18 protein-coding genes are annotated in these 22,557 nt (G+C 51.0%); 15 read left to right on the top strand and 3 right to left on the bottom strand.

Going from position 1 to position 22,557, the window contains the following annotated elements:
• Nucleotides 1-11 precede the first annotated feature (11 nt).
• The 8 genes from DPQ22_RS07580 (at nucleotide 12) to DPQ22_RS07545 (ending at nucleotide 7,831) form a co-directional block, all read left to right on the top strand.
• Nucleotides 12-1,352: a pyruvate dehydrogenase complex dihydrolipoamide acetyltransferase gene (locus DPQ22_RS07580; protein WP_150214685.1), complete on the top strand. Its 1,341-nt coding sequence runs from the start codon at nucleotides 12-14 to the stop codon at nucleotides 1,350-1,352.
• A 113-nt stretch (nucleotides 1,353-1,465) separates the two neighbouring features.
• A complete protein-coding gene (gene lpdA / locus DPQ22_RS07575; RefSeq protein ID WP_150214682.1) occupies nucleotides 1,466-2,914 on the top strand; it encodes a dihydrolipoyl dehydrogenase in 1,449 nt (482 codons plus the stop codon).
• 472 nt (nucleotides 2,915-3,386) lie between these two features.
• Nucleotides 3,387-4,379 (top strand): lipoyl synthase, encoded by a 993-nt coding sequence (gene lipA / locus DPQ22_RS07570; protein ID WP_150214681.1) that lies wholly within the window; start codon nucleotides 3,387-3,389, stop codon nucleotides 4,377-4,379.
• Nucleotides 4,380-4,385: 6 nt separating this feature from the next.
• Nucleotides 4,386-5,153: a type II toxin-antitoxin system RatA family toxin gene (locus DPQ22_RS07565; protein WP_150214679.1), complete on the top strand. Its 768-nt coding sequence runs from the start codon at nucleotides 4,386-4,388 to the stop codon at nucleotides 5,151-5,153.
• A 97-nt stretch (nucleotides 5,154-5,250) separates the two neighbouring features.
• Nucleotides 5,251-5,853, top strand: a complete 603-nt coding sequence (locus tag DPQ22_RS07560) for a hypothetical protein (protein ID WP_150214676.1) — start codon at nucleotides 5,251-5,253, stop codon at nucleotides 5,851-5,853.
• 10 nt (nucleotides 5,854-5,863) lie between these two features.
• Entirely contained in the window at nucleotides 5,864-6,139 is a 276-nt protein-coding gene (locus tag DPQ22_RS07555; protein WP_150214674.1) for a hypothetical protein, read from the top strand.
• The gene (locus tag DPQ22_RS07550) at nucleotides 6,127-6,738 is read left to right on the top strand and encodes a hypothetical protein (RefSeq protein WP_150214672.1); all 612 of its coding nucleotides are present in this window, start codon (nucleotides 6,127-6,129) and stop codon (nucleotides 6,736-6,738) included. Before DPQ22_RS07555 ends, DPQ22_RS07550 begins: the two co-directional genes overlap by 13 nt.
• Nucleotides 6,731-7,831: a DUF2806 domain-containing protein gene (locus tag DPQ22_RS07545; RefSeq protein ID WP_190323183.1), complete on the top strand. Its 1,101-nt coding sequence runs from the start codon at nucleotides 6,731-6,733 to the stop codon at nucleotides 7,829-7,831. Before DPQ22_RS07550 ends, DPQ22_RS07545 begins: the two co-directional genes overlap by 8 nt.
• A 521-nt stretch (nucleotides 7,832-8,352) precedes the next feature.
• Here DPQ22_RS07545 and DPQ22_RS07540 read toward each other — a convergent pair.
• The 3 genes from DPQ22_RS07540 to rirA form a co-directional block, all read right to left on the bottom strand.
• The gene (locus DPQ22_RS07540; RefSeq protein WP_150214668.1) at nucleotides 8,353-8,844 is read right to left on the bottom strand and encodes a CinA family protein; all 492 of its coding nucleotides are present in this window, start codon (nucleotides 8,842-8,844) and stop codon (nucleotides 8,353-8,355) included.
• Nucleotides 8,845-9,050: 206 nt separating this feature from the next.
• Nucleotides 9,051-10,277, bottom strand: a complete 1,227-nt coding sequence (locus tag DPQ22_RS07535) for a bifunctional 2-C-methyl-D-erythritol 4-phosphate cytidylyltransferase/2-C-methyl-D-erythritol 2,4-cyclodiphosphate synthase (RefSeq protein WP_246681543.1) — start codon at nucleotides 10,275-10,277, stop codon at nucleotides 9,051-9,053.
• Nucleotides 10,278-10,319: 42 nt separating this feature from the next.
• A complete protein-coding gene (gene rirA / locus DPQ22_RS07530; protein ID WP_150214664.1) occupies nucleotides 10,320-10,814 on the bottom strand; it encodes an iron-responsive transcriptional regulator RirA in 495 nt (164 codons plus the stop codon).
• A gap of 619 nt (nucleotides 10,815-11,433) precedes the next feature.
• Here rirA and DPQ22_RS07525 point away from each other — a divergent pair.
• The 7 genes from DPQ22_RS07525 (at nucleotide 11,434) to DPQ22_RS07495 (ending at nucleotide 22,414) form a co-directional block, all read left to right on the top strand.
• Nucleotides 11,434-13,692, top strand: coding sequence for a sensor histidine kinase (locus tag DPQ22_RS07525; RefSeq protein ID WP_150214870.1), 2,259 nt, complete (start codon nucleotides 11,434-11,436; stop codon nucleotides 13,690-13,692).
• A 51-nt stretch (nucleotides 13,693-13,743) separates the two neighbouring features.
• Nucleotides 13,744-15,108 (top strand): sigma-54-dependent transcriptional regulator, encoded by a 1,365-nt coding sequence (locus tag DPQ22_RS07520; protein ID WP_150214662.1) that lies wholly within the window; start codon nucleotides 13,744-13,746, stop codon nucleotides 15,106-15,108.
• A 14-nt stretch (nucleotides 15,109-15,122) separates the two neighbouring features.
• Nucleotides 15,123-16,499, top strand: coding sequence for a Trk system potassium transporter TrkA (trkA, locus tag DPQ22_RS07515; RefSeq protein WP_150214660.1), 1,377 nt, complete (start codon nucleotides 15,123-15,125; stop codon nucleotides 16,497-16,499).
• Nucleotides 16,500-16,690: 191 nt separating this feature from the next.
• Nucleotides 16,691-17,314: an ATP-dependent Clp endopeptidase proteolytic subunit ClpP gene (gene clpP / locus DPQ22_RS07510; RefSeq protein ID WP_150214868.1), complete on the top strand. Its 624-nt coding sequence runs from the start codon at nucleotides 16,691-16,693 to the stop codon at nucleotides 17,312-17,314.
• A gap of 234 nt (nucleotides 17,315-17,548) precedes the next feature.
• On the top strand, nucleotides 17,549-18,829 hold the full coding sequence (clpX, locus tag DPQ22_RS07505) for an ATP-dependent Clp protease ATP-binding subunit ClpX (protein ID WP_150214657.1): 1,281 nt from the start codon (nucleotides 17,549-17,551) through the stop codon (nucleotides 18,827-18,829).
• Between the two features lie 612 nt (nucleotides 18,830-19,441).
• On the top strand, nucleotides 19,442-21,883 hold the full coding sequence (gene lon, locus DPQ22_RS07500) for an endopeptidase La (RefSeq protein WP_150214655.1): 2,442 nt from the start codon (nucleotides 19,442-19,444) through the stop codon (nucleotides 21,881-21,883).
• A 252-nt stretch (nucleotides 21,884-22,135) separates the two neighbouring features.
• Nucleotides 22,136-22,414, top strand: a complete 279-nt coding sequence (locus DPQ22_RS07495; protein ID WP_150214652.1) for an HU family DNA-binding protein — start codon at nucleotides 22,136-22,138, stop codon at nucleotides 22,412-22,414.
• The last annotated feature ends 143 nt before the right edge of the window (nucleotides 22,415-22,557 follow it).

The raw sequence follows: 22,557 nt of genomic DNA, 5'->3' as shown, positions 1-22,557 counted from the left end.
GGAGAGGCTTGATGTCTATAAAAATTACTATGCCGGCGCTTTCTCCAACTATGGAAACAGGCAATCTGGCGAAATGGCTGGTCAAGGAAGGCGATAGCGTCCGCAGCGGCGATGTTATTGCCGAAATAGAAACAGATAAAGCAACAATGGAAGTTGAGGCGGCTGATGAAGGTGTCGTAGCGAAACTTGTTGTTCCTGCCGGCAGCGATAATGTTAAAGTAAACAGTTTGATTGCAGTTTTGGCTGAAGAGGGTGAAGATGCGGCGCAAGTGGCAAAAAACGCTTTGGCGGAAAATGGCAGCGCTGCTGTTCCTGCCCCGCAACAGCAGCAGGCGGGAACCGGCAGCGCGCTGCCGGTTCCCGCCGGGCAAAATAGCGCTGCTGCCGGTGAGCAAAATCCCGTATCTGCCGCTAAAACTGCCGGCATTTTTGCTTCCCCCCTGGCGCGGCGTCTGGCGGCGCAAGCCGGGCTGAATCTGACGGCGATTACCGGCAGCGGGCCGCGTGGTCGTATTATTCAGCGTGATGTTGAAGCGGCCAAACGGGCAGGCGGCGCTGCCGCAGCAGCAGGCGCTGCGGCTGGTTCTGCTCCTGCTCCGGCGGCAGATGAAAGCGCGATTCTGGCTGTGTTTAGGCCTGAGGATTATAAAATTGTGCCGCATCAGCCGATAAGGAAGGTGATTGCGCGCCGATTGGTAGAATCCAAACAGCATATTCCGCATTTTTATGTGACGGCGGATTGTAATCTGGACGCTTTATTGAAATTGCGCTCAGATCTGAATATGGCGGCGCCGGTGATTAAAAAGGAGGAAGGAAGCGCTCCCGCTTATCGGCTTTCGGTCAATGATATGATAATCAAAGCCGTGGCCGTGGCTCTTAAACGCGTTCCTGACGCCAATGTTTCCTGGTTGGATAGTGGCATGATTCGCCATAAACACAGCGATATTGGTGTGGCTGTTGCTATTCCCGATGGTTTGATTACGCCGATTATCCGCCAGGCGGAAGAAAAATCTTTGTCCGCTATTTCGGCAGAGATGAAGGATTTAATCAAACGCGCTAAACAAATGAAGCTGAAACCGGAAGAATATCAGGGCGGCACCAGCTCTGTTTCCAATATGGGCATGTTTGGTGTCAAAGATTTTGCGGCCATTATCAACCCGCCGCAAGCCACAATTTTTGCTATTGGCGCCGGGGAGAAACGCGCTACGGTAAAAGACGGCGCGGTAGTGAGTGCCGATATTATGTCGGTTACGCTCTCTGCCGATCACCGCGCTGTAGATGGCGCTTTGGCGGCGGAGCTGGTGCAATGCTTTAAAAACATTATTGAAAATCCGCTGGCTTTGCTGATTTAGCCGCCGCCTTCGGTAAATAAAAGGGGTAATGACAAAGGCCGCAGGGGTGCTTTTAATCATTGGCTTGCTTTTGCCGGCGGCGCTGTCAGGCTTTGCTGAGGAGAAATTTATCTATGGTTTATGATATTATTATAATCGGTTCGGGGCCGGGCGGCTATGTAACCGCCATTCGCGCGGCGCAATTAGGGTTTAAAACTGCTATTATTGAGCGGGAGCATCTTGGCGGTATTTGTTTGAACTGGGGGTGTATCCCCACCAAGGCTTTGCTGCGTTCGGCTGAAATTAAACATTTTTGTGAAAATGCCAAAGATTACGGTTTGACACTTTCCGGCAAGGTTGCGGTCGATAATAGCGCCGTTATTGCGCGCTCCCGTGCTGTTTCAGCCCGGTTAAATGCCGGTGTCGGCTATTTGATGAAAAAAAACAAAATTGATGTGATTTGGGGTGAAGCCAGACTGCAAGGCCAAAAAAACGGGCAGACGCAAATAGAAGTGCATAAACCGCTCAAGCCGGCTTATCAGCCGCAGCACCCTGTGCCGAAAACAGTATTGGGTGAAGGTGTTTATGAGGCGCGTCATGTTATTCTTGCCACGGGGGCGCGGCCGCGGGCGCTGCCGGGCATTGAGCCGGACGGCAAATTTATCTGGACATATTTTGAGGCTATGGTGCCGCCGAAATTGCCGAAATCGCTTATTATTATGGGTTCCGGTGCTATTGGTGTTGAATTTGCTTCTTTTTATCGCGATATGGGAGCAGAAGTTACTATTATTGAGCTTATGCCGCAAATTTTGCCGGTGGAAGATAGTGAAATTTCGGCTTTTGCCCGCAAGCAGCTGGAGCGGCGCGGTATCCGCATTATGACTTCCGCCAAAGTGATTAAGGTAGAAAAAGGTGCGGATTCCGTCACCGCGCATGTTGAAAGCAGCGGCAAAGTGGAAACTATTACCGCTGACAGGTTAATTGCGGCTGTTGGCGTGCAGGGTAATATTGAAAATCTTGGTCTGGAAGCTCTGGGGGTAAAAACCGGGCGCGGCTGTATTATAACTGATGAATGGAGCCGCACTAATATAGCGGGGATTTATGCTATAGGCGATGTTGCTGGGGCGCCGATGCTGGCGCATAAAGCGGAAGAAGAAGGCGTTATTTGTGTTGAGAAACTGGCTGATTTGCCTGATATACACCCGCTGGATAAAAGTAAAATCCCCGGTTGCACGTATTGCCGGCCACAAATTGCCTCTGTCGGTTTGACAGAAAAAAAGGCGCAAGAGGCAGGCTATGATATACGCATTGGGCGCTATAGTTTTGCGGCCAATGGCAAGGCTGTTGCTTTGGGGGAAGATCAGGGGCTGGTGAAAGTGATTTTTGACAATAAAACCGGCCGGCTTTTGGGGGCGCATATGGTGGGAGCAGAAGTGACAGAACTTATTCAAGGCTTTGTTGTAGCCATGAATCTGGAAACGACAGAAGAAGAGCTGATGCACACCGTCTTTCCGCACCCGACTTTGTCGGAAATGATGAAAGAAAGCGTTCTGGACGCCTATGGCCGGGTGTTGAATGCTTGAAATCAGGCTGTTGCTGCCTGGCGCCCGCGAGAGCTGCCTGGTGGGGTGGCCGGGCAGCGGCAGGGCAGAAGCGGCAGCAAAGGAGAGATGGCGGCCGCAGGCTTCGACTAGCGCTGGCTTTAGCCGGCAGGCTCATGGGCTTGGGGGGTGGTGTGCGGCGGCGCTTTGCCCATAGCGCTGCTTATATTGGTTAACCTTGCTCAGATTAGGTTTGGCACAAACGTATAATAGTGTTATTGCAGCAGCGGCAGGGCAGAAGCGGCAGCAAAGGGGAGATGGCGGCCACAGGCTTCGACTAGCGCTGGCTTTAGCCGGCAGGCTCACGGGCTTGGGGGTGGTGTGCGGCGGCGCTTTGCCCATAGCGCTGCTTATATTGGCTAAATCTTGCTGAGACCGGTTTGGCACAAACGTATAATAGTGTTATTGCAGAGGCAATCTTTTTATCACGCGGGGCGGGATATAAGGAAAATATATGGTAGTCGTGCTTGATAATTTGGCTGAAAAACGCGTGCGCCACCCGGAAAAGGCGCACCGGCCGGATAAGCCGGTTTTTCCAAAGCCGGCCTGGATACGCGTTAAAGCGCCGACTTCCCATATTTATGCCGAGACGCGTGATATTGTGCGCAGCAATCGGCTGGTGACCGTGTGTGAGGAGGCCGGCTGCCCGAATATGGGGGAATGCTGGCATCAGCGCCATGCCAGTTTTATGATTATGGGGGAAATTTGCACCCGCGCCTGCGCTTTTTGCAATGTGGCGACCGGTATTCCTCTGCCGCTGGATAAAAATGAGCCGGCCCGGGTGGCGGAAGCTGTCGCCCAGATGAAGCTGAAACATGTGGTGATTACTTCGGTCGATCGCGATGATCTGGCCGATGGCGGCGCGCAGCATTTTGCCGCGGTAATTAAGGCGATAAGGGCGCGCGCGCCGGCAACAACTATTGAGGTGCTGACGCCGGATTTCCGCCATAAAGACGGGGCAGTGGAAATTATTGTGGCGGCGCGGCCTGATGTTTTTAACCATAATCTGGAAACTGTGCCGTCCAAATATTTGCAGGTGCGGCCGGGGGCGCGTTATTTTCATTCGCTGCGCCTGTTACAGCGGGTAAAGGAGCTTGACCCCGGAATGTTTACCAAATCCGGCATTATGCTGGGGCTGGGGGAAGAGCGCAATGAGGTTTTGCAGCTCATGGACGATTTGCGCTCGGCTGATGTGGATTTTATGACGATTGGCCAATATTTGCAGCCGACCCGCAAGCACCACTCCGTTATGCGTTTTGTCCCGCCGGAAGAATTCCAGTCGCTGGCGGTAATCGGCAAAACCAAAGGCTTTTTGCATATGGCTTCCAGCCCGCTGACGCGCTCTTCGCACCATGCGGGTGATGATTTTGTGCAATTAAAGGCAGCGCGGGCGGCAAAATTGGCGCAAAAAGCAGGGCAGAATGCACTGGCGGCGCAGACTGTGTGAGGAATTATGCCAAATTTCCATATGCAAAAGCAGGTCGGGCATTCGGCGCAAAAAATGTTTGCCCTGGTAGCGGATATTGAGAGCTACCCGCAATTTCTGCCAATGTGCGAGGCGCTGACCATTCGTTCGCGTCAGGAAAAAGAAGGCAATACGCTGCTGGTGGCCGATATGACGGTCGGCTATAAATTGATACGGGAGAACTTTACCACGCAAGTTTATTTGCAGCCGGCAGCGCGGCGCATTGATGTCCATTATGTCGATGGCCCGTTTAAATATCTGGAAAATCGCTGGCAATTTTTGCCGCTAACCGCGCCGGCTGCCGGGCGAAGCGAGCAAGCGGGGGAAGAATATCGACCTGATTCGGCTATATTGGCTTCCGGATCAAGATCCGAAGAAACTCTGCCGGCGGGGGAAGCGGTGCAGGGGATTCCTGCTATCGATAATATCGAGGAAAAGAAAAGAAAACAGCAGCAAGAAGATTCGCGGCGCATATCGGTTGATATACCCGAAATTACGCCGGGAGGCAGGAAAAGGGCAGAATCAGAGATAACCGGGCGACAGCCAGCCGGTGCAGAAAGCAAGGGAAGAGCAGAAGCGGCGGTAACTGGGCGCGCAGCGGAAGCAGAAACCTGCCGGGTGGATTTTTATATTGATTATGCCTTTAAAAACCCGCTGCTGGCGGCATTGATGGGGACAATGTTTGATATCGCCTTCCGTAGATTTACGGCAGCCTTTGAAACCCGCGCCGATGCAATTTACGGCATTAGTGGATAATATTTAAAATTTTACAAAAAAAAGAAAAATAAGAATTGACAGGCTCCTGATTGGCATGCTATTACCAAAGCAAGCTGATAAGATACAGGAGCATAAAATGTCAGGTTTGCTCATAGACACCAAACTTATTACCGATATTGACGCTATTGCAGATTATTTCAACAAGGACAGCAATAAAATTCTGCGGGATTTGGTGGCCGCTGAACTGGAGCGCATTCGGCCGTTATTGGAAGCTAAAAAAGCCTTGAATGCGGCTAATATCTCTCATAAAAACCTGGAAAAGCAGCACCTTAGTAAGGAATTGCCGAAGGTTCACTCAACCACAGAGCTGGAGAAGAGCAAGCCGGTCGAGGGGAGTTTTGCCGGTGAAAAAATCTGGGAGCGTAACTGGCGCGCCGTGATTGCCCAAGTGTTGCAGGTCTTATACGACAAAGCCTACACAAAGCGCGAAGAATTCACCAGCCTGCTGCCGGCCATCGCCAATATCAATATTGCTCGAGGTGTTCGAGAAGATTCCGGCTATATCCCTATGCCGGAGCTGGATATATCGGTGCAAGGCCTGTCGGCGCCGCGCGCCGGTGAGTTTATTCAGAAAGTCGCCGAGCATTATCATATCCCGTTTAGTTTTAAGCTGCGCTGGAGCAGGGCCGAATCCGGCGATTCGGCCGAACAATTTGGGCTGTTTACATCGGATCTTTGAGGATTGGGCAATGCCGGACGATTCTTCTGAACATGTGAATTCTTTGACGAAACTTGCCGGCAAAGCGGTAGAAAGTGTCGCGGCGCATGGGGGGAGCGCTTTTGCCGCTGTCGCTCTCAGGCTTTTAGGCAGCGGCAGGGATAAAGTGAAGCTTTATTTAGCCGGCGGAGCAAAAGCACAAGCACAAACGCAAGCAGAAATAGAGCTTATAAAGGCAGTGAATAAGCAGATTGTGGATAAGTTGCACAAGCAAAACAGGGAGAGGAACATAAAATGTCAGGTTTAACTATAAAAAATACCAGACTGATTGCCGGCATTGAAGAGATTGCAGCCTATTTTGGCAAAGATAGCGATGAAGTTATGCAGGATTTGGTGGATACTGAACTGAAGCATATTGCGCCGGCAATGAAAGCGAAACGAAAATGGGAAGAGGCCAGGCAAGCTGCTGAGCAGACTAAGCGGCAATATGAAAAGCTGATAAAACAGCCTGTTAGCGAAAATTTGCCCAAAATCTCCTCACCCGAGAAATTGAAAGGCACAAAACCGGTGGAAGGATATTTTGACGGCATAGAAGTAAAAATGGCTGACTGGAATAAAGTGCTTGAACAGGTTTTAAAAATTTTGTGTAAGAAAATCGGTATAAAGAGCTGGGATTTAGCGGCTTTGCTGAAGGAATTTACCGGGAAAACGATTACTCAAAGCATTCAAGGTTATCAGCCTATAGAAGAGCTGGATATATCCCTGCCGAGTTTAAGCGTGCCGAATATTGCTAGAACTATCCAGAAAATCGCTGAAAAATATGACATTTCTTTTAGTTTTAAGGTGCGTTACAATAAACCAAAATTTGGCGATACTGAGAAATATTGGCTGTTTACCAATGCCTGACGATGTTTTGGACAATGAAATTACTGTCGCGATAGAAGCAAATGGGCTATCGGCTCTGCCGGTTGAGATTAAAGCGAAAGTGAGGTCCCGTTGCCTCTCTGCTATCGACAGGTTTGCGGGGAATCTTGTCGATTGGCCGAATGCCTGGCTGGAAGCCGGGCCGGCTAAAAAACGAGCGAAGACTGAGGCAGAGCTTGCCGCTATCAAAGCGTGCGGTGAAACCGAAGCTGATGCCATCAGGACAAGTATCGGGCAGATTGCGGCGCAAAATACTCTGCCAGGGGCATTTGTGCAAAAAGCGATGGAACAGTTTTGCCGGAAAGCTGTTCGGTCTCAGGAAAAGAAAATTCTGCTGTTGCAGGAGACTATGGAAGATTTAAAACAGCGTCCGCCTGACATGGAAGAATCGACAAATGGAGCGGAAATTTTAGATGAAAGCTTCCTGAATCGGCTGGAAAAACGGGTAGAAGAAGCGACAGAGGAAGAAATTCGAGCCAAATGGGGCAAGATATTGGCGGGTGAGATACGCCGGCCGGGGACATTTTCTGCCAAACTTATGCGCCTTGTTGACGAGCTGGAGCCGGAAACAGCCAAGCTGTTTGAAGATATTTGCTGCTGGCGGATAAATGGTGGTATCCCTGCTTATTTGGTAGTGAATTTAAATTCGCCTCAACTTAAGAGCTTAGAGGCAGCCGGCTTATTTGTTCCTTCTGAGGGAGGATTGCTGACAGAATATATCGATACCAAGGCGGAAACATGGGGTTTTGCATTTAAAAACTATCTTATTGCTGTTCCAAAACAAGCGGTTATTGTCTCAGGCTTTTCGGAGCCATTAGAGCAGTATTTGAGGAAGAATATCCCCATCACGAAACGGGAAGAGGGGAAAGCTCCTGGCATAGCTTGCTATTTCTTGACTCGTGAGGGTATGGCGCTTGCTTCTATTCTGGAAGATAAACAGCAAGAGGCTTTTTATACCTATCTCAAAAAATTGTCAGAATTTCTATCTGATACAGAAATAGGTGAATTTAAAAAAGCCGATGATAATTCTCTGGAACTTGTGCGGAAATGGAAAAACGGCAAGCCGCTTTCGTGAGACAAAGCTGCTACTCGGGAGAGGGGTAAAACAGCGGAAAAACCGCTTCGTAGCAGCGCGGGCGAAGCGGTAAGCTCATCTTTGGCTATGTCCGCATATAGCGCAGAGAAACAGGACGGCGAAGCATAGGGACGTTCGCGCTATAACAGCTTTCATTTAATAGGCATATAGACCCGGCAGAACTCAACAGCTTTGCGCAGGCGCTGCGGAGAATGGCCGCAAAGCACAACAATCGCGCGAGTGCAGCAGCGCTTTGTGGTGAAACGGTGCTGCCCTTTAAGGTGCTGTTTTGCACCCCGCCTGACGGCGAAGTCAACTACCCCCGGCTGCCTTTGCTCTTATTCCCCTTTGCCTCCGCTTTTGTGCCGCGGCAAAGGGGCGCCACCAAGCCCTGCTCTTATTCCTGTCTCCGCTTTTGCAGCGCCAGTTGCAAAGCCTGTTCCACCGCGGCACGGCGCACACTCTGGCGGCCTAAATCGCCGAAATGGGGCTAACCCTGTGCTTTGCCCGATAAGCGCTTATTATTCCTGCTCCAGCTTTTGCAGCGCCAGTTGCAAAGCCTGTTCCACTGCGGCGCGGCGGACATTCTGGCGGCCCAAATCGCCAAAATGCGCTTCATAATGCAGCGCTTTTGTCCCTTTTAGCGCTACGGCCAGGTGAACAAGGCCGACAGGCTTGTCGGCATTGCGGCTGGCCGGCCCGGCAATACCGGTTGCCGCCACGGCAATATCCGCATTGCTGTGGCGTAGGCCGCCTTCCGCCATAGCAAGCGCTGTCTCGCGCGAGACCGCGCCATATTTAACCAAAATCTCACCCGGCACGCCGACAAGCTGCACTTTCGCTGCGCCGGAATAGGTGATAAAACCGCATTCCACCACATCAGAAGAGCCGGCAATATCGGTCAGCGCTGCGGCTATCAGGCCGCCGGTGCAGGATTCTACCGTTGTCAGCCGCAGCCTGCGGGCGCGGCAGGCTTCCAGAAGTTTTTGCGCCAGTTCTGCTGCAATCATCATTTTCTTCCTCTCTTCTGCTTTCGCTCTACCGGTTTTATCACCAGCCGCCGGCGGCTGAAAATCTTCCGGCGGGGCAGGCGCACAGGCGGGCAGTGCTTACGGCTCGGCTATAAATATTGGCACAGTCCTATCTGGCCGGCCGGCACGCAGGACGCAGGAGGGGTTTTACTCTTCACACTCCCTGAACCCGTCCACCCCGGCCGGAATTATTGATAATAAACATTGGCTGTCGCAATGGCGGCAATGCCTTCCCCCCGGCCGATAAAACCAAGAGTCTCATTGGTTGTCGCTTTAATCGAAACTCTCCCGGCCGCAAGATCGAGCATGGTTTGCAAATTCTCTGCCATCGCTGCCCGATATGGAGCAATTTTCGGGGCTTCGCAAATCAGTGTTATATCGACATTGACAATTTGCCCGCCTTTTTGTGCCACAATTTCAGCGGCGCGGCGGACAAAAATTTCTGACGCCGCTCCCCGCCATTCTTGCTCACTCGGCGGGAAATGGCTGCCAATATCACCGGCGCCGCACGTAGCAAGCAGGGCATCAGTCAAAGCATGCAGAGCGACATCGGCATCAGAATGCCCCTGCAGAGCCAGTGAGCAGGGAATACGCACGCCGCACAGCACCACACCGCTGCCGGTGCCAAGGCTATGCACATCATAGCCATTGCCGGTGCGTATATCGGGGAAAAGCGGCTTTGTTTCCGCTGCCTCGCTTTGTCCGCTTTGCTGCAACAGGCTGTCAGCCATAGCAATATCCTCCTCCCAGGTGATTTTGATATTGCGGCTGTCGCCGGCAATAGATTTCACCGGCAAACCATAGGCTTCTGCCAGGGCGCTGTCATCAGTAAAATCCGTGCGGCCTGCCGCTGCCGCCTGTTCATGCACAGCCAATATGGCAGCAAAAGGGAAGATTTGCGGTGTCTGTGCGGCATAAAGCCGCCCCCGCGGCACAGTCTCAGCGATAAAATCCTGCGCATCAAGCCGTTTCAGAGTTTCTGCTACCGGCAAAACCGGCACAAGGCCATATATTGGCGCCAGAGCCGCGTGGACTTTGTCCAGCAAATCATGGCTGACAAAAGGGCGGGCGCCGTCATGAATATGCACATAAGAGGGGGGCGGCCTTTGTGTTTTTAATAAATGCAGGCCGTTTAAGGTTGATTCCTGCCGGGTTGCGCCGCCGTCAGCCAGCAGGATTTTATCAGCTAAATCTCCCAGTGCCTGCCGGTATAAAACGGCATCGGCAGGATTCACCACGACAATAACCGGCGCAACAGATTTTACCTGGCTGCCGTTTTTGCCTCGATAATTTAAAAAAATCTCCACTGTGCGGCGAATAAGCGGCACGCCGCCTAAACGGGCATATTGTTTGGGGTGACGGCCGCCGGCACGCAGGCCGCGCCCGGCGGCCAGAATAAGAGCTGCAACAGAAATTTTAAACCTCGCTTTGAATCATGCCTGAATATCCGGATATGTTCAGGAAAACGGTGTCTGCGATGCTGTTGCCGATAGTGCGGCGGCAGCCGGCGCTGCCGTATCGCGGCCTGTCAGCCCCAGGCGGGCACGGTTTGTCGGCCTTTGCAAATCGGCAATAGTAGTGGCAGACAAAACTCCAAAAAAAGCGTCCAGAGCTTTTTTCAGGGTAACATTAAGGCCGCAGGCATTCACCAAAGGGCACTCTACCGCACCATTTTCAAAACATTCGGCCATAGCGAAATTTTCTTCGGTCACACGCACCACATCGGCCACGGTAATAGTGCCGGCCGGCCTGGCCAGGCGCACCCCGCCATTGCGGCCGCGCACAGTCTGCACCAGGCCGGCCTCGACCAGCGGCTGCAAAATTTTGAACAAAAACAAAGGCGAGACAGAATAGGCTTTGGCAATATCGGGAACGCGGCTCAAGCCCTCTTCATTGGCGGCGCAATACATGAGCATACGAATAGCATAATTGGTTTGCTTGGTGAGACGCATGGCTGGCGCTTTCCTTGAACAATTTTGAACTGAGCGCTAAAGGCGCCCGGATTCCTGTTTTATATCAGTATTAACCCGCAGCCGGCAAAAAACCGCCGCAAAACGGGACGGGCTGCCAGACCGGGTAAACGGATTTATGCCCTAGTTTAGAATTATTCTCAATAAGGGAAAAGCTTTTTTCTATATTTGCCCGCTTTATATTTGTAAAACTATTGGCAATCTATGCGGTAAACCCGGCAAAAACAGCTTTGCCGTCCTGTTTTATTTGTCATGCGGCTTTCTGTCGCAGAATACAAGGAAGTGCCGGCAATTACGGTAAATTATGTGCGCAAAAAGCAAATACTGTTGTATTGTTGCCACTATTTTACTAATATGAAAGCAGGGAACCTCGGTAAAACAGCTTAAGTGAGAGCGGAAGAGCCGGTATTGTTACAGGGGAAAGCAACCGGCGCCAAAGCGGAATATTATGAAAAAAATCCTGTTGCCGGAACAGATCGAAGCGGCAGAAACAGCAGAAATATCTGCGCCGGCTATTTTGCCAATATCGGCAGCGGGGGGCGGGGCCGCAGGCAATGGCGGCGAAATCAGTTTGGCACCGATTAAAAATATCAAGCCGGCCATGCAGCCTCAGAATAAAAAAGGCGCCTTTGGTGAGAACCCGCATCGTTTGCGTGCCTTTGTCGGGCTGGCCGTTATTATTCTGGCTTTGCTTTCGGCTGTTTTGTCCTTTTTCATTTTGATGGGTTTGACGCCGATAATGCCCGACCGCGCGGTAACGCGTCTCTTGACCTATATCAATGCTTTTATGGTTTTATGCCTGATTACCGGCATTGGCGCGGCGCTTTATCCGATTATCAAATCGCGCCGCGCGCGGCGCGCGGCCTCGCGCCTGCATGTGCGGCTGATTGCGCTGTTTTCGCTGGCGGCGGCCGTGCCCGCTTTGGCTATTGCCATTGTTGCCGGCTTTACCCTGAATATCGGCCTGGATCGCTGGTTTGACGTAAATACACGGCAGATTGTTGCCTCTTCCGTTAATCTGGCCAATGCTTATGCCGGCGCTACTTTGCAATCCCTGCAGGCCGCCTCTTACACTATGGGCAGGCAGTTGGATAATCGCCAGCTTTTAACCCTGAATCGGCCCGAATATAGCCGCCAGCTGACTTTGCAGGCTATTGGGCGCGATTTACTGGGAGTATTTTTGCTCAGGAAAGACGGCTCAGTTATTATTTCCAGCGAGCGCGGTGATGAGAAAAATCTGCCAATACCGCCGCAAAACTGGATAAAGGAAGCGACACTGGATAATCCTGTCACCTTCCAGCCGGGTGCTCACGGCTATTTCGGCGTTATTTTGAAAATGGACGATATTGATGAGGCCTGGCTTTATGCCGTGCGCGAGACGGATCCGCGGGTGCTGGAGGCTTTGCGCCTGACAGAGGCCAATACTAATTATTATCGTGAGCTGGAAGCCAATCGTGTGCCGACCCAGATTGTCTTCAGCGTTTTATATTTTTGTTTGTTTCTGATTATGCTGTTATCGGCCATATGGGCGGGCATTGCCGTAGCCGACAGGCTGGTGCGGCCCATTCGCCGGCTGATTGATGCGGCCGATAATGTCGCCGGCGGTAATCTGGCGGTGCAGGTGCCGGTGCATGTGCGGGACGGCGATATTGGCCAACTGGCGCGGACTTTCAATTATATGGTGGGGGAATTAAACAGCCAGCGCAATGAGCTGATTGCCGCCGGCCGGCAAATAGATGAACGCCGCCGTTTTTCCGAAGCCGTATTATCGGGCGTCTCGGCGGCGGTTATCGGTGTTGATGAAGAGGGGTTTATCACTATTATCAACCGCTCGGCCGAGCATATGTTCAACCTTTCCGGCCAGGCGCCAATGGGTAAAAGCCTGATGGCGGTCAATGCCGCTATTGGCAATGTGTTTGAAATTGCCCGCGCGCGTGACAAAAATATTTACGGTGAGCAAATCACGGTGAAAGAACGCAATGGTTCGCGCGTTTATAATGTGCGCATTACTATGGAAAATTCGGATCGCGTGCGTCATTCATGGGTGGTGACGATTGATGATATTACCGATCTGGCAGAGGCGCAGCGCTCTTCCGCCTGGGCCGATGTGGCGCGCCGCATTGCCCATGAAATCAAAAATCCGCTGACGCCTATCCAGCTTTCGGCTGAGCGTATTCGCCGCCGTTTCGGCGGGCATATTGAAGATAAAGACAAGGAAATTTTTGACCGCTGTGTTGAAACAATTATTCGCCAGGTGGGGGATATTGGCCGCATGGTTGACGAATTTTCATCTTTTGCCCGTATGCCCAGGCCGCAACTGGAATATATGGATATACGCGGGGCTTTGAGTGAGGCGTTTTTTCTTATTGAGGTTTCGCGTCCCGACATTATTTTTGAAAGAGAGCTGGCGCCAGCCCCGCTTTTCGGAGCATTTGATGAGCAGCTTGCCGGCCGTGCTTTCGGCAATCTTATCAAAAATGCCAGCGAGGCGATTGATGCCGGCCTGGCAGAAGCAGCAGTTCTTGGCAGGACAGGGGATAAAGGGCATATAAAACTGCGCGCGCAGCAAAAAGGCGATAAAATTATTGTTGATATAATGGATAATGGCAAAGGCCTGCCCAAAAAGGAAAGGCAGAAATTGCTTGAGCCTTATATAACCATGCGTGAAAAAGGAACCGGGCTGGGGCTTGCCATTGTGCGGAAAATTGTGGAAGAGCATAGCGGGCGCATGGAATTGCTGGACGCGCCGGCGGATTTTTATCAGGGGCGCGGGGCGATGATTCGCCTGATTTTCCCCTTTATTGCCCCGGTCGCAGAAAGCGAAGACAGAGGGGAAGAAAGCAGTGTGCGCGCTGTTTGAAAAAATTAAGGATTGTCACTATTTTCAGTGCCATAATAACAGGTAAGGCAAATGGGTTCCGATATTTTAATTGTTGATGATGAGGCTGATATTCGTGAGCTTGTCGCCGGCATTTTGGCTGATGAAGGGCATGAAACCCGCATTGCCGCCGATGCCGATGCGGCCTTGGCCGCCATTGACGGGCGGGTGCCGCATCTGGTTTTTCTCGATATATGGTTACAGGGCAGCCGTCTGGACGGCCTGGCGCTTTTGGACGAAGTTAAAAAGCGCTATCCTGAGCTGCCGGTGGTAATGATTTCCGGCCATGGCAATATTGAAACTGCCGTTTCGGCGACAAAACGCGGCGCTTATGATTTTATTGAAAAGCCGTTTAAAGTAGACAGGCTCATTCATGTCGCCGAGCGCGCTTTGGAGACGCAGCGCCTGAAGCGCGAAGTGTCGGAACTGCGCCGGAACACCATGGATACGCCGGAATTTTTAGGCAATTCACTGATTATGAGCCAGTTGCGGCAGATGGTTGAAAAAGTGGCCGCCACGAATAGCCGGGTGATGATTTCCGGCCCTTCCGGCTCAGGCAAGGAAGTAGCGGCGCGCATGATTCATGCTTTATCGGCGCGCCGCCAGGCGCCGTTTGTCGCCTTGAATGCCGCCGCTATTACGCCCGAAAAAATGGAGATAGAATTATTCGGCACGGAAATGGACGGCGGCGCGCGCAAAATCGGCGCTCTGGAAGCTGCCCATGGCGGGGGTTTATATCTGGACGAAGTAGCCGATATGCCGCGCGAAACGCAAAGCAAGATTTTGCGTGTTTTGACCGAGCAGAAATTTGAGCGGGTTGGCGGGGCGACATCGGTTCAGGTTGATGTGCGGATTATTTCTTCCACTGCGCAAAATATTGAAAGCATGATTAGCGAAGGCCTGTTTCGCGAGGATTTGTTTCATCGCCTGGCGGTTGTGCCGGTTAATGTACCGCCTTTATCGCGCCGGCGGGAGGATATTCCGCTGCTGGTAGACCATTTTATGCGCCGGATTGCCGCGCAGGCGGGGATAAAACTGCGCCCGGTGGGCGATGATGCCATGGCGGTGCTGCAGGCGCATAACTGGCCGGGCAATGTGCGGCAATTACGCAATAATGTGGAGCGGCTGCTTATTTTGACCCGTGACGATAATAAAGGTGATGAGCCGATTTCAGCCGATTTGCTGCCGGCTGAAATCGGCGATAATTTGCCACGTCTGGCCAATGAAAGCGACCAGCATATTATGTCCCTGCCTTTGCGTGAAGCGCGCGAAATGTTTGAGAAAGAATATTTGACGGCGCAAATTAACCGTTTTAGCGGCAATATTTCGCGCACGGCCGAATTTATCGGTATGGAAAGATCTGCCCTGCATCGAAAACTGAAATCTTTGGGGCTCTGAACCGGGAACAGACAATGAAGGTTATTATTTGCGGCGCAGGGCAAGTAGGTTACGGCATTGCCGAGCGGCTGGTGGTAGAAAATATTGACGTAACCGTTATTGACAAAGATCCGAAGCGGATTGAGGCAATACGCGATACTCTGGACGTGCGCGGCCTTGTCGGGCACGGATCCCACCCTGATGTGCTGGCCGCGGCCGATGCCGCCAATGCCGATATGCTGATTGCTGTCACCCTTTATGATGAAATCAATATGATTGCCTGCCAGGTGGCGCATACCCATTTTAATGTGCCGATAAAAATTGCCCGGGTGCGGTCACAAGCTTATTTAGGCCCTGAATTTCAAAGCTTTTTTTCACGTGAGAGCCTGTCTATTGATGTGGTGATTTCGCCGGAAGTTGAAGTAGGTGAAGTGGTTTTGCGGCGTCTTGCCGAGCCGGGCGCGCTTGATGTGGTGGTAGCGGCGGAGGGCAAGGCTACCCTGCTGGCGGTAGAATGCCTTGATGATTGCCCACTGCTGGAAACGCCTTTGCGGCAATTAAGCCAGCTTTTCCCGGATTTGCGGGCGGTGATTGTCGGGCTGAAACGCGGGCGCGATATTTTTATCCCCAATGCCGAAACGCAGTTGCAAAAAAGCGATATTGCTTATGTGACCGTAGCCAGCGACCAGGTGCGGCGGCTATTATCGCTTTTCGGCCATGAAGAACAGGAGGCGCGGCGCATTATTATTGCTGGCGGCGGCCATATTGGCCTTTATGTCGCCAAAGCGATTGAAAGAAAAAACCTCAAAACCAATGTAAAAATTATTGAGGCCGATCGCCATCGGGCGCTACATATTGCCGATGAACTGGCCAATACGCCGGTATTAAACGGCAGCGCTCTGGAACAGGCAATTTTGCAGGACGCAAGGGTGGAAGAGACAGATTTAATGCTGGCCCTCACCAATCAGGAGCAGGTGAATGTGTTAAGCGCTATGATGGCCAGGCGGCTGGGTTGCAAGGCTAATATGGTTTTGGTCAATAATCCGCTTTATGAGGAACTGACTCGAACAAACGGTATTGACGCCCATATTAACCCGCGCAATGTGACTGTTTCCAAAATTCTGCAACAAATGCGCCGCGGGCGGATTCGTGCTGTGCATTCTGTCTCACACGGGCAGGCAGAGCTGATTGAAGCCCAGGCGCTGGAGACATCTTCTTTGGTCGGGCCGCCAATAGCTGAGCTGGATCTGCCGGGAAATTTGCGTATTGGAGTAATTTATCGTGACGGCGCTATTATCCGCCCTGTCGGCTCTACCCGGATTATAGCCGGCGATTGGGTTACTATTTTCGCTCTGGCTGAGGCGGTGCATGATGTTGAGCAAATGTTCCGTGTCGGCCTGGAGTTTTTTTGAGCCGAGCCATATCAGCCTTTTATCGGCTTTTTCCTGCTGCCGCGATTTTTCGGCTTTTATTACGGGCCGTATTGGTGCCTTATCTAATCCTTATTGCAATTCCCAGTGGAAAAGCCTATCAAAGGGAGTTTGCGCTGTTTTATCAAATGCGGTAAATAGCGGCATGAGCTGAGAGCAGAAACAGAGTGACCATGCAGGATAAAATCAGAACAGCAATGAATCTTGTGCCAATGGTGGTGGAGCAGACCAATCGCGGCGAGCGGGCTTATGATATTTTTTCGCGGCTGCTGAAAGAGCGGATTATTTTTATCAATGGCCCGGTGGAAGATAATATGGCTATGCTGGTTTGCGCCCAGCTTTTGTTTCTGGAAGCGGAAAATCCCAAAAAAGACATCAGCCTTTATATCAATTCGCCCGGCGGTTATGTGACTGCCGGTCTGGCTATTTATGACACAATGCAATTTATCCGCCCGCAAGTTGTCACTTTGTGTATGGGGCAGGCGGCCTCTATGGGGTCGCTATTATTGGCGGCGGGGGCAAAAGGGCAGCGTTTTGCTCTGCCTAATGCGCGGATTATGGTGCACCAGCCTTCCGGCGGCTTTAAGGGCGTGGCGGCGGATATTCAGCGCCATGCGCAGGATATTATCAAATTAAAGCGCCGTCTGAATGAAATTTATGTCGCACATACCGGGCGCGATTATGAAACTATTGAAAAAACGCTGGATCGCGACCATTTTATGTCGGCAGAAGAGGCGAAGGAATTTGGTCTGCTTGATCAGGTATTAAAAAAACGGCAGGATTTTGATGAAGCCTAGCGCGGCCGGAGCGGCCTGATATAGACTGCGGCGAGGCTTGGGGGCATTATCTTTGCATTTACATCTTTGCCGTAAAAATGGGTATTGTGCTGTCGGGCTTTGGTGTAAATCTATATGCGGCAGCAAATCTGAACCGGGAAGTGTAATCCCCATACGGCGGGTATTGTGCCGAAACCGGTTGTGAAATTTGCGGTAACAAAGCCTGAAAGCGCAGTGTTGGAAAGGAAGGATAAAATGAGCAAAGTTGCAAATAGCGGCAGCGGCGGCGACAGCAAAAATACGCTTTATTGCTCATTTTGCGGCAAAAGCCAGCATGAAGTGCGCAAATTGATAGCCGGGCCGACTGTTTTTATCTGTGATGAATGTGTCGGCTTGTGTATGGATATTATCAGCGAGGAGAACAAGGCGTCTTCGGCAAAATTGCGCGAAGGGGTGCCGACTCCGCAAGAAATTATGCACGTGCTTGATGATTATGTTATCGGCCAGAATAATGCCAAAAAGATTTTGGCAGTGGCCGTGCATAATCATTATAAAAGGCTGGCGCATCAATCTAAAAATTCCGATATTGAGCTGACAAAATCCAATATTTTGCTGGTTGGGCCGACAGGCTGCGGCAAGACTTATCTGGCGCAGACTTTGGCGCGCATTATTGATGTGCCTTTTACCATGGCCGATGCCACAACCTTGACCGAAGCCGGCTATGTTGGCGAAGATGTGGAAAATATTATCCTGAAATTGCTGCAGGCGGCCGATTATAATGTTGAGCGGGCGCAGCGCGGCATTGTTTATATTGACGAGGTCGATAAAATTACACGCAAGGCGGAAAATCCGTCTATTACGCGCGATGTTTCAGGTGAGGGGGTGCAGCAGGCACTGTTGAAGGTGATGGAGGGAACTGTGGCTTCTGTGCCGCCGCAAGGCGGGCGCAAACACCCGCAGCAGGAATTTCTGCAGGTGGATACAACCAATATTCTGTTTATTTGCGGCGGCGCTTTTGCCGGGCTGGATAAAATTATTCTGGCACGCAGTGAAAAAACCTCTATCGGTTTTGGTGCTAAAGTAGCGGCGCCGGACAGCCGCCGTCTGGGCGCTGTCTTCCGTGATCTGGAGCCGGAGGATTTGCTGAAATTCGGCCTTATTCCGGAATTTGTCGGCCGTTTGCCGGTTATTGCCACATTGGAAGATCTGGATATTGAGGCTTTGGTGCAAATTTTGTCCAGGCCGAAAAATGCCTTGGTCAAGCAATATAAGCGCCTGTTTGAAATGGAAGATGTGGTGCTGACTTTTCATGATGATGCCTTGCGCGCTATTGCTGAAAAGGCGATTGAGCGCAAGACAGGGGCGCGCGGCCTGCGCTCAATTATGGAAAAGATTTTGCTGGATACTATGTTTGATCTGCCGGTGCTGGAAGATGTGCGGGAAGTTGCCGTCTCAAGCGAAGTGGTGGAAGGCCGCGCCCGCCCGCTTTATATTTATGCCGATAAACAGCATGAAAGAGGCAATGTTTCGGCCTGATGATTCTCCGGTTTAGTCCGGCAGCCACCTGAAAGGCGGCGCTTTTCCGGCCGCAATCAGCGCCGCTGCCGCAGTAATATTATCGCGGCTGATGCCGGCGTTTCGGCGTTGTGAATCTGAGAGATTTCCCTTTTATGATGCGGCTTTGCCGTAATGCCGGCAGTTTTCCTGCTTTTAAGTTATATTACCGGTATGACAAGCGGGCGATTTTAGCAGGCAAAATAAATTTGCGGCGAGCAATAAGATTGCTTTAAGAATATGCTGCTATTTTATTAACCGTGAAAAGGCTGTGATTTCAGTTTGGTCTTATCCGGCTCCTGTTGCTGTGCCGCGTATTGTGATGGTGTCTTGTCTGGTATTTGCCGTTTTTCTCCTAATCTCTGTTGAGCCGTCATTGCTTTGTTTATTTTCAGCTTTTGTGCCGGCTTTGTATTCTCTATGTGTTTTAGCGTATCGTGCCGGGTAACACAGTCTTTTCCTGACTCTTGAAATCGGGCTTTGGTGCAACCATCTATGAGGCTCGGCTATTCTCGTTCCCAAAAAAGAGACGAAGGGAGCAGGTTTTAAACTGCCTTTAAGCCTGTAAGCCAAGCTTTTGCGAAAGGATAAATAATGCAGGAACGTTCTGGAAAAACAGGGAAAGAAACAAGCGGCCTTTACGCTGTTTTGCCCCTGCGCGATATTGTCGTTTTCCCGCATATGATTGTGCCGCTTTTTGTCGGCAGGGAAAAATCGATTCGCGCCCTGGAAGAGGCTATGCGCGAAAATCGGCAAATTTTGCTGGTAACGCAAAAAAGCGCTGCCGATGATGATCCACAGCCCAAGGAAATTTATGATGTCGGCACTTTGGCCAATATTTTGCAATTATTGAAACTTCCTGACGGCACGGTGAAAGTGCTGGTAGAAGGTGTTGCCCGCACCGGGCTGCGGCATTTTTATGATAAAGGGGCCTATTTACAGGCAGAGGCAGAGGTTCTCGCTGAGGCGGTTGATGATGAGGTGGAGGTCGAGGCGCTGGCGCGTTCGGTTGTGGCCGATTTTGAAAATTATGTCAAACTTAATAAAAAAATTTCGCCGGAAGTTATCAGCGCTGTCAGCCAGATTGAAAATCCCTCCAAACTTGCCGATACTATTGCCTCGCATTTGACCGTAAAATTGTCGGAAAAACAGGAAATGCTGGCGCTGCTCGATGTGCGTGAGCGGCTGGAGCGCGCTTTAAGCTTTATGGAATCGGAAGTTTCTGTTTTGCAGGTGGAAAAGCGCATTCGCTCGCGGGTGAAGCGGCAAATGGAAAAAACCCAGCGCGAATATTATTTGAATGAGCAGATGAAGGCTATTCAGAAAGAATTGGGCGAGGGCGAAGACGGCCGTGATGAAATTTCAGAGCTGGAAGATAATATCAAGAAAACCCGTTTAAGCAAGGAAGCGGAAGAAAAAGCCCATTCTGAAATCAAGAAATTACGCTCTATGTCACCTATGTCGGCAGAAGCGACTGTGGTGCGCAATTATCTGGACTGGCTGCTTAATATACCGTGGAACAAAAAATCGCCAATTAAAAAAGACCTGAATTTTGCTGAAAAAGTGCTTGATGAAGAGCATTTCGGCCTGGATAAAGTGAAAGAACGCATTGTTGAATATTTGGCAGTGCAAAGCCGGGCCAAAAAAATCAAAGGCCCGATTTTGTGCCTGGTCGGCCCTCCCGGTGTCGGCAAAACCTCGCTGGCGCATTCTGTAGCCAAGGCGACAGGGCGGGAATATGTGCGTATGGCGCTGGGCGGTGTGCGTGATGAATCGGAAATTCGCGGTCACAGGCGCACTTATATCGGCTCTATGCCGGGCAAAATTATTCAGTCCATGAAAAAGGCAAAAAAATCCAACCCGCTTTTTCTGCTCGATGAAATTGATAAAATGGGGCAGGATTTCCGCGGTGATCCGTCTTCTGCTTTGCTGGAAGTGCTCGACCCTGAGCAGAACTCCACTTTTATGGATCATTATCTGGAGGTGGAATATGATTTGTCCGATGTCATGTTTGTGACCACTGCCAATTCGCTCAATATTCCCGGGCCGCTGCTGGATCGTATGGAGATTATCCGCATTGCCGGTTATACTGAAGATGAGAAAGTGGAAATTGTCAAACGCCATTTATTGCCTAAGACGATTACGGAACATGCCTTGCGCAAAAGCGAATTCTCTGTTGATGACGCTGCTGTCCGCGCTATTATCCAATATTATACGCGTGAAGCGGGCGTGCGCAGCCTGGAGCGTGAGCTGATGAAACTGGCGCGCAAGGCAGTGACCAGAATCATCAAGGAAAATGTCAAATATGTGCATATTACTGCCGGCAATATTGCCGATTATCTGGGCGTGAAGCGCTATCGCTTCGGCATGATTGATGCGGAAGATCAGGTCGGTATTGTAACCGGCCTGGCCTGGACAGAAGTAGGCGGTGAGCTGCTGACCATTGAAGGCGTGATGATGTCGGGCAAGGGCCGCATGACAGTTACCGGCAATTTGCGCGATGTCATGAAGGAATCTATTTCGGCGGCGGCGTCTTATGTGCGCTCAAGAGCGGTAGATTTCGGCATTAAGCCGCCGCTGTTTGACAAGCGGGATATTCATGTCCATGTGCCGGAAGGAGCAACGCCGAAAGACGGGCCTTCGGCCGGTATTGCCATGATGACGGCGATTGTTTCAATAATGACAGGCATTCCGGTGCGCAAAGATGTGGCCATGACCGGCGAAATTACTCTGCGCGGGCGGGTTTTGCCGATTGGCGGGCTGAAGGAGAAATTGCTGGCGGCCTTGCGCGGCGGCATTAAACGGGTTTTAATACCGGAAGAAAATGCCAAAGATCTGGCGGAAATACCGGATAATGTCAAAAATAATATGGAAATTATCCCGGTTTCTCACGCCAGTGAAGTTTTGCATTATGCCTTGACGCGTGAGCCGACACCTGTTCAATGGTCGGAAAAAGATGAAGAAGCGGCCAATAATGCCAATAATAATGTGGCTCAAAGTGATGACAGCACGGTTAATCCTATGCTGGCGCATTAAGAAAATCCGGGCAAAAGCCTGGGAAATCTGCAAGGACAGCGTGTCGTTTTTGCCGATTTTGCCCGGAAAAAGGCTGTTTTTGCCCAAGAAATTTGTGCAAAACCTGAGGAAAGGCCGAGTTTGGCGTCTTAAGGCTTTTTTCGGCTTTTCTTTGTTTTTATTTTTGCTAAACATAAGACAGGACTTTACCATTTGGCAGCGTGTTGTGGCCGCCAAATTGCCAGAGCGAGATTTAAGAAAGGAAGTATTCATATGAACAAGAAAGAACTTGTAAGCGCTGTTGCCAGGGAAGCGGGCCTTACTAATGCCAAAGCGGCGGAAGCCGTTGAGGCTTTTATTAAATCTGTCAGCGGGACTTTGCAGCAGGGGGAAGATGTTCGTATTCCCGGTTTTGGTTCTTTTGAGGTTTCTCATCGTGCGGCTTCCAAGGGGGTTAATCCCGCTAACGGCACGCCGATTGATATTCCGGCGCGCAATGTGCCGAAATTTAAGGCCGGCAATTTGCTGAAAGAAGCTGTCAACGATAAATAAGACAGTTTTGCAGCGCCTGTTATAACCGCTCCTTTGGGGGCGGTTATTTTTTGTCACCAGAATGCCGGCCTTAAGAAAAATCAGCCGCAACTGACAGTCGGCAAAATATGTGATTTTAGCAAAATTTTAAGGAATTTTGTAAT

It is taken from the genome of Candidatus Tokpelaia sp. (assembly GCF_008636115.1).
Taxonomy (GTDB): Bacteria; Pseudomonadota; Alphaproteobacteria; order Rhizobiales; family Rhizobiaceae; genus QLZD01.
Note: the sequence above shows the minus strand (reverse complement) of the source record. Positions and strands in the feature narration are given on the sequence as shown.